Here is a 14,503-nt window from a genome sequence, read left to right on the forward strand (position 1 = left end):
GTACGCAGTCGAGCGGTCGCGGGCTGGTGGCCCGCGACCGCTCGGTCAGGTGGTGGTGTGGGTCAGCTTTCGCCGAGGATCTGGTAGATCTCGCGACGAGCCTCGTTGATGACGTCGAGCACGCGCTGCTGCTGGTCGGCGTCACCGGCCGCGACCGCCTGGCCCGCCGCGCCGAAGAGTTGGCCGAGCGCGTCACGCAGGCCGACCGCGCCCGGGTCGGCGCTCTCGGTGATCTCCGTCCACGGCGCGACTTCGATCTTCTCTGCCACGGCGCGGCCGTCGTCGGTCAGCTCGAAGAGCTTCTTGGAGCCCTCGGTGTCGGCGGTGACGATCAGGCCCTCGTCCTCGAGCAGCTGCAGGGTGGGGTACACCGAGCCTGGGCTGGGCTTCCACAGTCCGTTGCTGCGTTCGGCGATCTCCTGGATCATCTCGTAGCCGTGCATGGGGCGTTCGACCAGCAGCGACAGGATCGCCGCCCGGACGTCGCCGCGTCGGCCCGGACCGCGACCACCGCCGCGTCCGCCCCGGCGGCCGCCGGGGCCGAATCCGGGGCCGAACCCGAACCCGGGACCGAAGCCGCCGGGGCCGAAGCCGAAGCCGCCGCGCTGGGCGCGGACCTGGTCGAGGACGGCGTCACGCAGTTGGTGGCGGGTGTGCCGGTCCATCGGTCCGAAACCGAAGTGGCCGGGGCCGCCGTGCTGGCCGTCTGGATCGCAGGGGTGATTCATGGTGAGTCTCATTTCGTTGGGGAGGCGCTCCGTGCGCTCTCGATAGTCTCACGATATATCGGAATAAGTCGGAACGCAAGGGTTGCCGTAGCGATGCCTGTGGGTCCCCGACATTCGCCGATCGGACTTCCTGCAGGCGTGCCACACTTCTGCCGATGCGCCTGCGACCCCGGACCACCCGCGATGGGTGACTTCGACTTCGGCACGCTCGCGATGATCGTCGCGATCGGGATGATCGGACCCCTGCTGGCGCTGCCGAAGAAGCTGCGGGCGCCGGTCGTCGTCGGCGAACTCGCGGCGGGCATCGCGTTCGGCCACTCCGGGCTGGGCCTGCTGAACCCAGACGACCCGACCTTCCGGCACCTGGCCGACATCGGCTTCGCGTTGGTGATGTTCCTCGTCGGCAGCCATGTGCCGATCCGCGATCGCAACCTGAGGTCGTCGGTCCCGGTGGCCGCGCTGCGGTGCGTCCTGGTCGGTGTGGCGGCGCTGCTGCTCGCCGCGGGGATCGAAGCGATTTTCCAGACCGGGCACATGCTGCTCTACGCGGTGCTGATCGCCTCGTCGTCGGCCGCGCTGGCGTTGCCCATGATCGACCGGATCGGCATGGCCGGGCCCGCGGTGCTCAGCGTCACCGCGCAGATCGCGATCGCCGACACCGCGTGTATTGTGCTGCTGCCCTTGGCGATTGACCCGCCACGCGCCGGCACGGCGGCGCTCGGCGCGCTGGCCATCGCTGCCTTCACCCTGATCGCCTACTTCGTCATCCACTATCTGCAGCGCAAGGGCTACCGCAAGGTGATCCACCGCTACTCCGAGCAGAACCGGGTGGCGCTGGAACTGCGGATCGCGCTGCTGCTGTTGTTCGGGCTGTGCTGGCTGGCGGTCAGCACCCGGGTGTCGATCATGCTGGCCGGATTTGCGCTCGGGCTGGGACTGTCCGCGATCGGCCAGCCGCGCCGGCTGGCCCGGCAGCTCTTCGGCGTCACCGAAGGGTTCTTCGGGCCGCTGTTCTTCGTGTGGCTGGGCGCGTCACTGCATCTGGCCGAACTGGGCGAGGACCCGTCGCTCATCCTGCTCGGTCTGAGCCTGGGCGCCGCGGCCATGCTGGCACATCTGGCCGGGGTGCTGACCCGCCAGCCGGCGGCGATGGCGGTGCTGGCGTCCGGGCAGTTGGGGGTGCCGGTCGCCGCGGCCGCCCTCGGCGTCGACTACGGGCTGATGTCGGCCGGGGAGCCGTCGGCGTTGATCCTCGGCGCGCTGGTCACCGTGGTGGGCACCTCGATCGCCGCCAACATCGCGCAGCGGGCGCGAAACGCCAGCGCCGCCGGGCAGACCGGCTTGGAGGAGCCCGATCGCTCCGGTGATCAGTCGGGCGTCGCGAAACCGCCAGCCGCGGGTGGCGGACCAGCCGGTGGCCTCACAGCGGACGGCAGCCCGGCGGACGGCGAACCCGGAGGCGCCCCCCAACCAGACGGCGACCCCCAACCCGACGGCGGCCCGGCGGCAGCCCCCCACGCCGGGACCGACGGCGCGAAACCACCGGAGGGCGGCGGGTAACCGGGCGCAGCCGACTGCGCCCGGGCCGCGGCGGCCTGCAGCCGCAGCACTTCCCGACGATGCCGCTCGGCGAGCACCGCGGCCAGCATGTATTGCGGGGGCACGCCCGGCGGCGGCGCGGGTGAAATCCGCTGCGCCACCTCATTCCCGATCCGGATGGCCATCTCGTCGCGCACCGCCGGTTCCAGGCCGGGCGCGCGGGACAGGAACTGCCGCGCCAATTCGGCCTGCTCGGGAGACAGTCCGGACAGTTGCAGGCCGGCCGCCCAACCGGCCAACGCGGGCGGCATCTGCGGCGGCGGCGCCAGCTTCGGGCCGCGTTCGCTGATCACGATGGTGCCGGCGAAGATATCGCCGATCCGCTTGCCCTTTTCCGAGAGCAGGCTGCTGATCACCGCGGGACTGCCGAACAGCGCCCAGATCTCCACGATCGACGCCAGCGCCCGGAACAGCGCCTGGCGGAACCGCTCGGGGCTGCCGTCGTCGGACACCACCCGCAGACCCATCGCCATCATGCCCAGCGTGCGGCCGCGACTGGCGGTCTCGAAGATCACCGGGTAGCCCACGATCACCAGCACCGTGTAGATGGTCAGGATCGCCGCGCTGAGCGCGGTGTCCATCCGGAACAGCGTCATCCCCCACAGCATCGTGCCCAGGTACAGCCCCATCAGCACCACCATGACGTCGATCACCGCGGCGACGGCGCGCACCGGCAGCTGCGCGATCTGCACATCCAGCACCACCGCGTCGCCGGTGACGACCGACCCGATTGGTGAGGCTGACATGGCAGAAACGCTACTAGAGTCTGCGAGGTGGACGTTGACGCATTTGTGCTCGCCCACCGGGAGACCTGGAACCGGCTGGATTACCTGACCAAGCACCGGCGCAGCCTCACCGGCGCCGAGATCGACGAGCTCGTCGACCTGTACCAACGCGTCTCCACCCACCTGTCGATGGTGCGGTCGTCGTCGACCGATTCGGCGCTGACCGGCCGGTTGTCGGCCCTGGTCGCGCAGGCCCGGGCCGCGGTTACCGGCGCGCACGCCCCGCTGTCCAAGGAGTTCGTCCGGTTCTGGACGGTGTCCTTCCCGGTGGTCGCCTACCGCGCCCGGTACTGGTGGCTGGCCACGACGGTCATCTTCGTGCTGGTGTCGATCCTCATCGGGATGTGGGTGGCCGGCGATCCCGAGGTGCGGGCCAGCATCGGCACCCCGGAGATGATCGACCAGCTGGTCAACCACGACTTCGAGAGCTACTACTCCGAGCACGCCGCGACCGCGTTCGCGCTGCAGGTCTGGACCAACAACGCCTGGATCGCGGTGCAGTGCATCGCGTACGCGATCCTGCTGGGGATCCCGATCCCGCTGGTGCTGTGGATCAACGCGGTGAACGTCGGGGTGATGGGCGGACTGATGTTCGGCGCCGGCAAGGGCGCGTTCATGATGGGCCTGCTGCTGCCGCACGGGTTGCTGGAGCTGGGCGCGGTGTTCCTGGCCGGGGCGGTCGGGATGCGGCTGGGGTGGTCGGTGATCGCCCCCGGCGACCGGCCGCGCGGGCAGGTGCTGGCCGAACAGGGCCGGGCGGTGGTGGCGGTGGCCGCCGGGCTGGTGGTGATGCTGTTCGTGTCGGGGCTGATCGAGGCGTTCGTGACGCCGTCACCGTTGCCGACCTTCCTGCGGGTGGCCATCGGTGTGCTGGCGCTGGGGTTGTTCCTCGGCTATATCGGGTATTTCGGCAGGCGCGCCGACCGCGCCGGGGATTCCGGCGACCTCGCCGACGCCCCGGACGTGGTGCCCACGGGTTAGGCCGCGGCGGGCCTGCCCCTTCGGCGCCGTCGGAGAGCGTGCGCAGCCGAGCGCTCGGGCCGCTCGACAGCGCGAACGCTCGGCTGGGTACGGATGCCGCTCAGTCGCGGCTGGCCTCGGCCGGGGAGAGCTGCTGCGGGTCGTAGCCGCGGAACGCCCGGGCCACCACCAGCACAGCCGTCAGCACCAACGCGACCGCGATGAGCGCCGTCGGGGCGATCCCGGAGTCGAAGGCCGATCGGGCGGATTCCAGCAGCCGCTCGCCCATCTCGCCGGGCAGTTCGCCGGCCACTGCGACCGCGCCGCCGATGCTCTCGCCGGCCTCGGCGCTCTGCGTGGGCGACAGCCCGCGCGGCAGGTCCACGTTGTTCCGATAGAACGAGGTCACCAGCGTGCCCAGGGTGGCCGTGCCGATCACCGCGCCGAGCTCATAGGCCGTCTCCGAGACGGCCGACGCCGCACCCGCCTTGGTCGGCGGCACCGACGCGACGATGGTGTCGTTGGAGATGGTCTGCGACATCCCCACGCCCAACTCCAGCGTCATCAGCGAGATGATCACCGCGGCGGCGGTGAGGTTGTGCCGGAACAGCACGATGAGCGCGAAACCCGCCGCCACGAACAGCAATCCGGCGATGATCAGCCGGTGCGGGGCGAAGTGCTGCGCCAGCCGCACCACGCCCAGGCCCGCCACCATCGACACAACCGCGCCCGGCAGCGTGACCAGGCCCGCCGTCAGCGGGGACAGCCCCAGCACCAACTGCAGGTGCTGCGACATGAAGAAGATGAAGCCGATCAGGCCCACCACCGACAGGAAGTTGGCCAGCACCGACGAGCTGAACGGCGCGTAGCGGAACAGCCGCATCTCCAGCATGGGCGTCGCGCTGCGGTTCTGCCGCCGCACGAACAGCACGCCGGAAACCAGGCCGACGGCGACCGCGGTCACCGCGGCCGTCGAGAACCCGTCGTGCGCGAAGGACTTGATGGACCAGACGATCGGGCCCATGGTCGAGAGCGCCAGCAGGATGCTGATCGGATCCAGCGGGCCCGGATGCGGGTCCCGGGATTCGGGCACCAGCACCGGGGTCAGCGCCAGCAGCGGCAGCAGGATCGGGACCGCGACTAGGAAGACCGCGCCCCAATGGAAGTGCTCCAGCAGCGCGCCGCCGACGATCGGGCCCAGCGCCGCGCCGGCGGTGAAGCAGGCGGCCCAGATGGCGATCGCCAGCCGCCGGGCGTCGGCGTCCATGAAGATGTTGCGGATCAGCGACAGGGTGGGGGGCATGACCATGGCGCCGAAGAACCCGAGCAGCGCCCGGGCGCCGACGAGGGCGCCGGCGGTCGGCGCGAACGCGGCCAGCGCCGACATCACGGCGAAGCCGGTGGCGCCGATCATCAGCATCCGCCGCCGGCCGATCCGGTCGCCGAGGCTGCCCATCGGCACCAGCAACGCGGCCAGCACCAGGGAGTAGATGTCGACGATCCACAGCTGGGTGGCGGCCGACGACCGGAAGTCCTCGGCGATCAGCGGCAGCGCGAACGCCAGCACGGTGTTGTCGATGGCGATCAACAGCACCGGAAGCATCAGAACGGCAAGGGCCGCCCACGCCCTGGGTGGTGTCGGCGACTTGTCGGTTGTCATGTTGTCGAGATGGGTGGACATGAAGAAATTCCTCTATTCGGCCGGGTCTTTGGAGGCCCGGCCCTATGCATATGTTCGGTTGGGGTGAGTCGTGGTTCCGGCTAGCCGGGCGAGATCAACCCCTCCGTCAAACTGGTCATGATGGCGTCGACGATCTCGTGCCGGGGCATGCCGTCGTGGCGGGCGGCGTCGAAGCCGGCCTCCAGCAGCGCCCAGAACGCGCGGCGGGCCCATCCCGGCGGGACCTTCCCGGTGGATGCGCGTTGCAGGGCGTCGATGATCGCGTCGTCACCGGTGTCCAGGTGGCTCAGCAGTGCGGGGTCGGCCAGCACGTTCGGATCCATGTAGATGTTCGCGACGATCGGCCCGATGTCCAGCTGGGATTCGACGACGCGCCGCAGCGCCTGCGCCGGGGTGCCGCTGGCCGGGTCGGCGGCGTTGATGGCCGCCTGGCTGATCTCGTGCACATGCAGCGCCAGCGCCCGGATCAGGTCGGTCCGTTCCGGGAAGTAGCGATGCAGGGTGCTGCGCCCGACGTCGGCGGCGGTGGCGATATCGGCCAGCGGAGCGGCCGGGTTGGCCGACAGCACGGACATGGCGGCGTCGAGAATCGCCCGCCGTGTCCGCCCGCGGGCGCCGGTCTCCAAACTGGTCATGCGCTAGAAACTATCACGAAGCACCCGTAATGAGACAATAGTGTCTCATTACTGAAGTGCGCGGAGTCACACTTGCGCTGCGAGGAACATCAGGCGGCGGGATCGTCCTTGGCGGGCGCGTCGGCCCCGGCCTCGGTGCCCGCGCCGCGGGTCAGATCCGGGTTGGCCTTGCGGAACTTGCGCTCCTGGACCTCGCGGCGTTCCCGGTCGAACCAGTAGACGCAGTAGCCCAGCAGGACGATGTAAATGCCGACCTGCCACCAGGTTTTGCTCATCACGGCGGTGACGAGCAGGAACACCGCGCAGATGGTGGTGAGCACCGGCATGATGAAGCCCATCCCTGGATCGTAGGCCAGAGCATCGCGGCGCGGGCCGCGCGAACGCCAAGGCGCGCCACGGCCGCAGCCGTGACGCGCCCCAGCGCCCAGCGCTCAGCGCCCGACGGCGCTGGCCTCTCGGCGCGGCTGGTCGGCGGGCTTGCCGAACAGCGCCGGGTAGGCCACCCCGGCGATCGCGGCGCCGATGATCGGCGCGATCCAGAACAGCCACAGCTGCGCCGGCGCCCCGTCGCCGTTGAAGAACGCGACGCCGGTCGAGCGCGCCGGGTTCACCGAGGTGTTCGAGATCGGGATGGAGATCAGGTGGATCAGGGTGAGCGTCAGGCCGATGGACAGCCCGGCGAAGCCCTTCGGGGCCCGCTCATCGGTGGAGCCCAGGATCACCAGCAGGAAGAAGAAGGTGAGCACCACCTCGGCGACCAGCACCGCCATCATCGAGTAGCCGCCGGGGGAGTGCTCCCCGAATCCGTTGGCGGCCATATTGCCGGTGGCCTCGAAACCCGGCCGGCCGCTGGCGATCAGCCACAGCAGCGCGCCGGCCAGCAAGCCGCCCACCACCTGCGCGCCCCAGTAGCCGGGCAGATCCTTGGCCGGAGTCCGGCCGGCCAGCACCGCGCCGACGGTGACGGCCGGATTGAAATGCCCGCCGGAAATATGCCCGACGGCGTACACCATCGTCAGCACCGTGAGGCCGAAAGCCAATGCGACACCGGCGAATCCGATTCCGACCTGAATGACGTTGCCGTCGGCGTCGGCGATGAACTTCGCCGCGAAAATGGCGCTGCCGCAGCCGCCGAAAACCAACCAGAATGTGCCGAAGAATTCGGCCAGGAGTTTCTTGCTCATCTCCATTGTCGGAAGCCTTTCAATCACCTGACCTCGTGCGATGTGCAAGAGTTCCTTATCAGTACCAGCGGTACCGGCAAACTGTCAAGCGCTGTTCAGCCACGATTGCGTATCGAAAATAGAATTTCGGTTTAACCCACGTCCCGGTTTAACCCAGGCCTCGCGCCCAATTGCGTTCGATGGCGCGCATGGCGTCCACCAACTGGGTTGTCGCGGTCGCCGGCAATGCCGGCTGGAAGTACAACGCGCATAATGCCGCCCGCCACTGGCATCCCGGAAGTTCCAATTCGCCCGCGATGCAGCTGACTCCGGGCAACAGCCCGCACTCGTCCCGGGCGATCGCGCGGTCGGACATCACCTTGCCGAAAGCGGTGCGTCGCCAATCGGCGGCGGCCAGGTCGACGGTGAACGGCAGCGGGTCGGCCGCATGGTCCAGCACGGTCTCCGGCCGGCCGTCGACCAGGGCGACCACCCCCACCAGGGCGCGGCTGAGGTGCGCGTAGCGGCGGACCGGCAGCGCGGCGGCGCGGTGCAGCGTCCGGGCGGGCCGTCGACTGCGGCCCCACCGGCCGACGGCGGCGCCGACGTAGTACCGGCCGCCGACCCGCTCCAGCAGGCCCGATTCGGTGAGCTGTCCCGCCAGCCGATGCGCGGTGGACTTCGGCAGCCCGGTGCGTTGCGCCAGGTCGGTGATGCCGATCCCGTGCTGCGCGGCGGCCACCGCCTCCACCACATGGGTGCCCGTGGCCAGCACGCTGCGGCCCCGATCGGCCTGCGGTTTCTGCTGAACGAGCATGGGCCCCTCCTGCCTGCGGTGGTGAATCTGGAGCAACGCTAAGCCGAGGTAAGGGACCGGTACTACCGTGCTAACACGGTATTTCCGCGGCGCGACGCGAAGGAGTCCCCACGAACGAGACACAGCCGATGCGGGCGGTGCTGGCCGACGACTCCGCGCTGTTCCGGGAGGGCGCCGCGATGGTGCTGGCCGGCGGCGGGTTCGACGTGGTGGGGACCGCCGCCGACGCCGAGGACCTGATCGCGCTGGTGGACGCCGAGTCGCCGGACGTGGTGGTCACCGACATCCGGATGCCCCCGACGCACACCATCGAGGGCATCGAGGCGGGCCTGCGGATCCGCCGCGAGCACCCCGGCGTCGGGGTCGTGCTGCTGTCCGCGCACATCGACACCTTCCACGCGATGCGCCTGGTCGACGGCTCGCCGTCCGGAGTGGGCTACCTGCTCAAGGACCGGGTCGGCGACCTGCGGGCCTTCGTCGCCGACGTCCGGACTGTGGCCGCCGGCGGCACCGTGATCGACCCGGAGGTGGTCGACGGCCTGATGGCTCAGCGCCGCGGCGGCCCGGACCTCACCCCGCGCGAGGTCGACGTGCTGGAGCTGATGGCCCGCGGCCGGTCCAACGCCGCGATCGCCGCCGAGCTCGTGCTCAGCGCGCGCACCGTGGAGGCGAACATCAACAGCATCTTCGGCAAGCTCGGGCTGTCCGCGGACGACGGCACCAACCGCCGGGTGGCGGCGGTGCTGCGCTATCTGCGGGACCCCCACCGGTCGTAGTGGCCGATTGAGTTCAGCCGGCGGCGGCGAATATGCGAAGGTGACGGTTATGACGAGCTTGGCGCACCGTGCGGCGGAGGCGTTCACCACCTATCCCACCGCCTACGAGCGCAACGCGCCCGACGCCCGGGTGGTCGAGCAGGCGCTCGCCGGCGCCCGGCAGTCGGTGTTCTGGCTCGACGACCTCGGCGAGGCGCCGGCCCGGCCGACCCTGACCGCGCCGACCATCGCCGACCTGGTGATCGTCGGCGGCGGGTACTGCGGGCTGTGGACCGCGGTGCTGGCCAAACGCCGCAACCCCGCCCTCGACGTCGTCCTGCTGGAGGCCGAAACCCTCGGCTGGGCCGCCTCCGGACGCAACGGCGGATTCTGCGAGGCCAGCATCACCCACGGCGAGCCCAACGGCCTGGCCCGCTGGCCCGACGAGTTCGAGTTGCTGGAGCAACTGGGCCTGGCGAACCTCGACGAGATGGAGAGCGACGTCGGCTCCTTCGCCGTGGACTGCCAGTGGGAGCGCACCGGCCAGTTCTCCGTCGCGGTCGAGGAACACGAACTCGAATACCTCAGCGGCCCAGACGTTCTCGATGAGCAACAGACCCGGGAGCAGATCAACAGCCCGCTCTACCTCGGCGCGGAATGGGATCGGCGCGGTTGCGCCATGGTGCATCCGGCGAAGCTGGTGCAGGCGCTGGCGCAGGAGGCCGACCGGCTCGGCGTGCAGATCTTCGAGCACTCCCCGGTGACCCGCGTCGAGACCCCGCGCACCGGCTCGGCGATCGTGCAGACCCCGCGGGCCACCGTGCGCGCCGAGCGAATCGCGTTGGCCACCAATGTGTTCCCATCGCTGCTGCGCCGCAACCGATTCCAGGTCATCCCGGTCTATGATTACGTGCTGATGACCGAGCCGCTGTCGGCCGAGCAGATGGCCTCCATCGGGTGGGCCAATCGCCAGGGCGTGGCCGATATGGCCAACCAGTTCCACTACTCCCGGCTGACCCGCGACAACCGCATCCTCTACGGCGGCTACGACGCCATCTACTACTCCGGCGGCAAACTCCGCGCCGCGTACGAGGACCGCCCGGAGACCTTCGGCAAACTCGCCTCGCACCTGCTGGCCACCTACCCGCAGCTGGAGGGGATCAGCTTCACTCACCGCTGGGCCGGCGCCATCGACACCTGCACCCAGTTCGCCGCGTTCCACGGACTGGCCCGTCGCGGCCGGGTCGCCTATGCGGCGGGCTTCACCGGGCTCGGCGTCGGCGCCACCCGGTTCGCCGCCGAGGTGATGCTCGACCACCTCGACGGCGCGAAAACCGAGCGGACCCAACTGCAGATGGTCCGCAAGCGCCCGGTGCCGTTCCCGCCGGAGCCGTTCTCCTCGGTGGGCATCAACCTGACCCGCTGGTCGCTGAACCGGGCCGATCACCGGCAGGGCCGACGCAACGCCTTCCTGCGGGCGATGGACGCCGCGGGCCTCGGGTTCGATTCTTAAGCCGCCGGCTAAAGCCGCCGACTGGCCTCGGTGAGCACCTCGCGCAGGATCGCGTAGATCTCGTCGAACTCGGCCTGCCCGCAGGTCAGCGGCGGCGCGAGCTGCACGACGGGATCCCCGCGGTCGTCGGCGCGGCAGTACAGCCCGGCGTCCCAGAGCGCCGGCGTCAGATAGCCGCGCAGCAGCCGCTCGGATTCCTCGGCGCTGAAGGTCTCCTTGGTCGTCTTGTCCTTGACCAGCTCGATGCCGTAGAAGTAGCCCTCGCCGCGGACGTCCCCGACGATCGGGATGTCGTAGAGCTGTTCCAGCGTGGCGCGGAACGCCGGGCCGAGTTCGCGCACCCGGTCGTTGAGCCCTTCGCGTTCGAAGATGTCCAGGTTGGCCAGCCCCACCGCGGCCGAAACCGGGTGCCCGCCAAAGGTGTAACCGTGCGCGAACACCGTCGAGCCGTCGTTGAACGGCTCGAAGAGCCGGTCGGAGGCGATCATCGCGCCGATCGGGGAGTAGCCCGAGGACATGCCCTTGGCGCAGGTGATGATGTCCGGGACGTAGTCGAAGGCGTCGCAGGCGAACATTGGCCCGACCCGGCCGAACGCGCAGATCACCTCGTCGGAGACCAGCAGCACGTCGTAGGAGTCGCAGATCTCCCGCACCCGCTGGAAATACCCCGGCGGCGGCGGGAAGCAGCCGCCCGCGTTCTGCACCGGCTCCAGGAACACCGCCGCGACGGTGTCGGGGCCCTCGAACTCGATGGCCTCGGCGATCCGGTCTGCGCAGTACTCGCCCCAGGCCTTCGGATCGGTGTCATACGGCGCCGGCGCGCGGTAGATATTGGTGTTGGGCACCCGGAAACCGCCCGGGGTCAGCGGCTCGAACGGCGCCTTGAACGCGGGCAGCCCGGTGATGGCCAGCGCGCCCTGCGGAGTGCCGTGATAGGCCACCGCGCGTGAAATCACCTTGTGCTTACCGGGTTTCCCGGTCAGCTTGAAGAACTGCTTGGCCAACTTCCACGCCGATTCGACGGCCTCACCGCCACCGGTGGTGAAGAACACCCGATTCAGGTCCCCGGGCGCGTACCCGGCCAGCCGCTCGGCCAGCTCGATGGCCGGCGGGGTGGCGTAGCTCCACAGCGGGAAGAACGGCAGCGTCTCGGCCTGCTTGGCGGCGGCCTCGGCGAGTTCGGCGCGGCCGTGCCCGACCTGCACGACGAATAGCCCGGACAGCCCGTCGAGGTAGCGGCGGCCCCGGTCGTCGAAGATGTGCACGCCCTCGCCGCGGGTGATGATCGGCGGGGTGATGCCCGCGCCGTGCCGGGAGAAGTGCCCCCACAGGTGGCGGGCGGCGGTGGCCGACAGGTCGGCCGGAGTGTCTGAAGGTGCCATCGGGTGTCCAGTCGCTTAGCTGCGTTCGGTGCGGTTCGAGTGGGGTGGGACAGCAGTTGAGACTACCGTTACCGCCATGACCGGGACGACTATCGACAGCCTGAAGACCGTGCCGAGCGGCTGGATCAACGGCGCGGACCTGCATGCCTCCGGGGCGACCCACCGGGTGATCGACCCCGCGACCGGAAACCCGGTGGCCGAGTTGGCGCTGGCCACCGCTGCCGACGTGGACGCCGCGGTGGCCGCCGCGCGCGCGGCGCTGCCGGACTGGTCCCGGGCCACCCCGGTCGACCGCTCGACGGTGCTGGCTCGCCTCGCCGAGCTGATGGACGCCAACGCCGAAGTGTTCATCGCCGAGGAGGTCAGCCAGACCGGCAAACCGGTCCGGCTGGCCACCGAGTTCGACGTGCCCGGCAGCATCGACAATGTGTCGTTCTTCGCCGGGGCCGCACGGCATTTGGAGGGCAAGGCCGCCGCCGAGTACTCCGGGGACCACACCTCGGCGATCCGCCGCGAAGCCGTCGGCGTGGTGGCGACCATCACGCCGTGGAACTACCCGCTGCAGATGGCGGTGTGGAAGGTGATCCCGGCGCTGGCCGCCGGCTGCGCGGTGGTCATCAAACCCGCCGAGCTGACCCCGCTGACCACCATGACCCTGGCCCGGCTGGCCAAGGAGGCCGGCCTGCCCGACGGGGTGCTCAATGTCATCGTCGGCGCGGGCGCCGACGCCGGCGCCGCGCTGGCCGGGCACCGCGACGTCGACGTCGTGACCTTCACCGGGTCGACGCCGGTGGGCCGCAAGGTGATGACGGCGGCCGCCGTGTACGGCCACCGCACCCAGCTCGAATTGGGCGGCAAGGCCCCGTTCGTGGTGTTCGCCGACGCCGACCTGGACGCCGCGGTGCAGGGCGCGGTCGCCGCGTCGCTGATCAACACCGGCCAGGACTGCACGGCCGCCACCCGCGCGATCGTGGCCCGCGAGCTGTACGACGACTTCGTGGCCGGGGTCGGTGAGGTGATGAGCAAGATCGTCGTCGGCGACCCGCACGACCCGGACACCGACCTGGGGCCGCTGATCTCCTTCGCGCACCGGGAGAAGGTCGCCGCGATGGTCTCCCGGGCGCCGGACCAGGGCGGCCGGATCGTCACCGGCGGCGTCATGCCCGATTCACCCGGCGCGTTCTACCGGCCGACCCTCATCGCCGACGTCGACGAGTCCTCCGAGGTCTACCGCGACGAGATCTTTGGCCCGGTGCTCACCGCCCGCGCGTTCACCGACGACGACGACGCGCTGCGCCAGGCCAACGACACCGACTACGGTCTGGCCGCCTCGGCGTGGACCCGCGACGTGTACCGGGCCCAGCGGGCCAGCCGTGAGATCAACGCCGGCTGTGTGTGGATCAACGACCACATCCCGATCATCTCCGAGATGCCGCACGGCGGCGTCGGCGCGTCCGGATTCGGCAAGGATATGAGCGACTACTCGTTCGAGGAGTACCTCACCATCAAGCACGTGATGAGCGATATCACCGCGAACGTCGAAAAGGATTGGCACCGCACGATTTTCACGAAGCGGTAGCGCGCCAAGCGGTAGCGCGCCGAGCGGTAGGCGCTACTCCGCGCGGGGGACGACGATGACCGGCGCGCCCGCGCCGGCCAGGATGCGGGACGCGGTGGAGCCCAGGAAGATCCGCTTGGGCGAGGCGAATCGGCTGGACCCGATCACCAGCACGTCGGCGTCGGACCAGGTGAGTTTCTTCAGCGCCGACTCCAGCGTGCGCCCGCCGGCGACAATGGAATCCAGCTCCGGGGCGTCGGGCAGCTCGCGGGCGGCGACCGCGAGGTTCGCCTCGGCGGCGGCCAGCTGCAGGGCGCGCAGCTCGGCGACATCGTCGGTGTCGGCCAGGTGCTCCGAGGACACCAGCGACAGCATCCGCAGCGGCACCCCGGCCGCGCCGGCCAACTCCAGGGCGAACGGCAGCGGATTGTCGTCGCCGGGCTTGGTCGGCACGGCGGCGGTGATGGTGTCGATCCGGTCCGGGGCGTCCTCGGCGTAGCCGCGGGTGGCCAGCGCCACCGGGATCGGCGAGGAGTGCAGCAGCGCGCCGGCCACCGGCCCGATGATGTGTCCACCGAAGAGCCCGTCGCGGGCGCCGCCCACCACGATCAGATCGGAGTTCTTCTCCTCGGCGAAGTTCATCAGCGCCTCGGGGAACGAATCACCCAGCAGCACCGTGGACTCCACCCGGATCCCGGCGGCGGCGAACGCGTCGACGGCGCCGCGGATCCAGTCCTGGCCGCGTTCCAGCAGGATCTCCTGATACTGGCCGCGGCCCGGTTCCCCGTCGGGCAGTTCGTGGCGCACGACGAGCACCACGTCGACGGTGGCGTCCAGGGTGTGCGCCAGCGCGATGGCCAGCGCGACGCCGTCGTCGCCGGTCGGGGTGGCCAGGTAGCCGACAGTCAGATGCATCGGGTGATCCTT

The 14,503-nt window shown here is 70.2% G+C and carries 13 protein-coding genes and 1 pseudogene; 5 read left to right on the top strand and 9 right to left on the bottom strand.

What is annotated here, in order from left to right:
• Positions 1–62: 62 nt before the first annotated feature.
• Positions 63–728 carry a PadR family transcriptional regulator gene (locus tag L2Z93_RS01230; RefSeq protein ID WP_090588945.1) on the bottom strand — a complete coding sequence of 222 codons (666 nt, stop codon included), beginning with the start codon at positions 726–728 and terminating at the stop codon, positions 63–65.
• Positions 729–911: 183 nt separating this feature from the next.
• Between L2Z93_RS01230 and L2Z93_RS01235 the strand changes: the two are divergent.
• Positions 912–2,144 (top strand): annotated as a pseudogene (locus L2Z93_RS01235) (cation:proton antiporter); the annotation flags it as partial.
• Here the strand turns inward: L2Z93_RS01235 and L2Z93_RS01240 are convergent.
• Complete coding sequence (locus L2Z93_RS01240; RefSeq protein ID WP_090589001.1) at positions 2,096–3,058, bottom strand: RDD family protein; 963 nt, start codon at positions 3,056–3,058, stop codon at positions 2,096–2,098. The pseudogene L2Z93_RS01235 and the gene L2Z93_RS01240 overlap by 49 nt on opposite strands.
• Before the next feature lie 42 nt (positions 3,059–3,100).
• Here L2Z93_RS01240 and L2Z93_RS01245 point away from each other — a divergent pair, with 42 nt between their 5' ends.
• On the top strand, positions 3,101–4,093 hold the full coding sequence (locus L2Z93_RS01245; protein WP_090588947.1) for a stage II sporulation protein M: 993 nt from the start codon (positions 3,101–3,103) through the stop codon (positions 4,091–4,093).
• Positions 4,094–4,193: 100 nt separating this feature from the next.
• Here the strand turns inward: L2Z93_RS01245 and lfrA are convergent, their stop codons facing one another.
• From lfrA to L2Z93_RS01270, 5 genes are all read right to left on the bottom strand, one after another.
• On the bottom strand, positions 4,194–5,753 hold the full coding sequence (lfrA, locus tag L2Z93_RS01250; protein WP_090588948.1) for an efflux MFS transporter LfrA: 1,560 nt from the start codon (positions 5,751–5,753) through the stop codon (positions 4,194–4,196).
• 80 nt (positions 5,754–5,833) lie between these two features.
• Positions 5,834–6,388: a TetR/AcrR family transcriptional regulator gene (locus tag L2Z93_RS01255; protein ID WP_090588949.1), complete on the bottom strand. Its 555-nt coding sequence runs from the start codon at positions 6,386–6,388 to the stop codon at positions 5,834–5,836.
• 89 nt (positions 6,389–6,477) lie between these two features.
• On the bottom strand, positions 6,478–6,726 hold the full coding sequence (locus tag L2Z93_RS01260) for a hypothetical protein (RefSeq protein ID WP_090588950.1): 249 nt from the start codon (positions 6,724–6,726) through the stop codon (positions 6,478–6,480).
• Positions 6,727–6,819: 93 nt separating this feature from the next.
• Positions 6,820–7,578, bottom strand: coding sequence for an aquaporin Z (gene aqpZ, locus L2Z93_RS01265; protein WP_090588951.1), 759 nt, complete (start codon positions 7,576–7,578; stop codon positions 6,820–6,822).
• A 142-nt stretch (positions 7,579–7,720) separates the two neighbouring features.
• Positions 7,721–8,368 carry a helix-turn-helix domain-containing protein gene (locus L2Z93_RS01270; RefSeq protein ID WP_090588952.1) on the bottom strand — a complete coding sequence of 216 codons (648 nt, stop codon included), beginning with the start codon at positions 8,366–8,368 and terminating at the stop codon, positions 7,721–7,723.
• A 128-nt stretch (positions 8,369–8,496) separates the two neighbouring features.
• Here L2Z93_RS01270 and L2Z93_RS01275 point away from each other — a divergent pair, with 128 nt between their 5' ends.
• Together L2Z93_RS01275 and L2Z93_RS01280 are read left to right on the top strand one after the other, a co-directional pair.
• Positions 8,497–9,144 (top strand): response regulator transcription factor, encoded by a 648-nt coding sequence (locus L2Z93_RS01275; protein ID WP_090588953.1) that lies wholly within the window; start codon positions 8,497–8,499, stop codon positions 9,142–9,144.
• 49 nt (positions 9,145–9,193) lie between these two features.
• A complete protein-coding gene (locus L2Z93_RS01280; protein WP_090588954.1) occupies positions 9,194–10,636 on the top strand; it encodes an NAD(P)/FAD-dependent oxidoreductase in 1,443 nt (480 codons plus the stop codon).
• An 8-nt stretch (positions 10,637–10,644) separates the two neighbouring features.
• Here L2Z93_RS01280 and L2Z93_RS01285 read toward each other — a convergent pair whose 3' ends face one another.
• Positions 10,645–12,018: an aspartate aminotransferase family protein gene (locus L2Z93_RS01285; protein ID WP_090588955.1), complete on the bottom strand. Its 1,374-nt coding sequence runs from the start codon at positions 12,016–12,018 to the stop codon at positions 10,645–10,647.
• 76 nt (positions 12,019–12,094) lie between these two features.
• On the opposite strand from L2Z93_RS01285, the gene L2Z93_RS01290 reads away from it, so the two are divergent.
• Positions 12,095–13,597, top strand: a complete 1,503-nt coding sequence (locus tag L2Z93_RS01290; RefSeq protein WP_090588956.1) for a gamma-aminobutyraldehyde dehydrogenase — start codon at positions 12,095–12,097, stop codon at positions 13,595–13,597.
• Positions 13,598–13,630: 33 nt separating this feature from the next.
• Here L2Z93_RS01290 and L2Z93_RS01295 read toward each other — a convergent pair whose 3' ends face one another.
• Positions 13,631–14,491 (bottom strand): universal stress protein, encoded by an 861-nt coding sequence (locus L2Z93_RS01295; RefSeq protein ID WP_090588957.1) that lies wholly within the window; start codon positions 14,489–14,491, stop codon positions 13,631–13,633.
• Positions 14,492–14,503 lie beyond the last annotated feature (12 nt).

It is taken from the genome of Mycolicibacterium brumae, from assembly GCF_025215495.1.
Taxonomy (GTDB): domain Bacteria; phylum Actinomycetota; class Actinomycetes; order Mycobacteriales; family Mycobacteriaceae; genus Mycobacterium; species Mycobacterium brumae.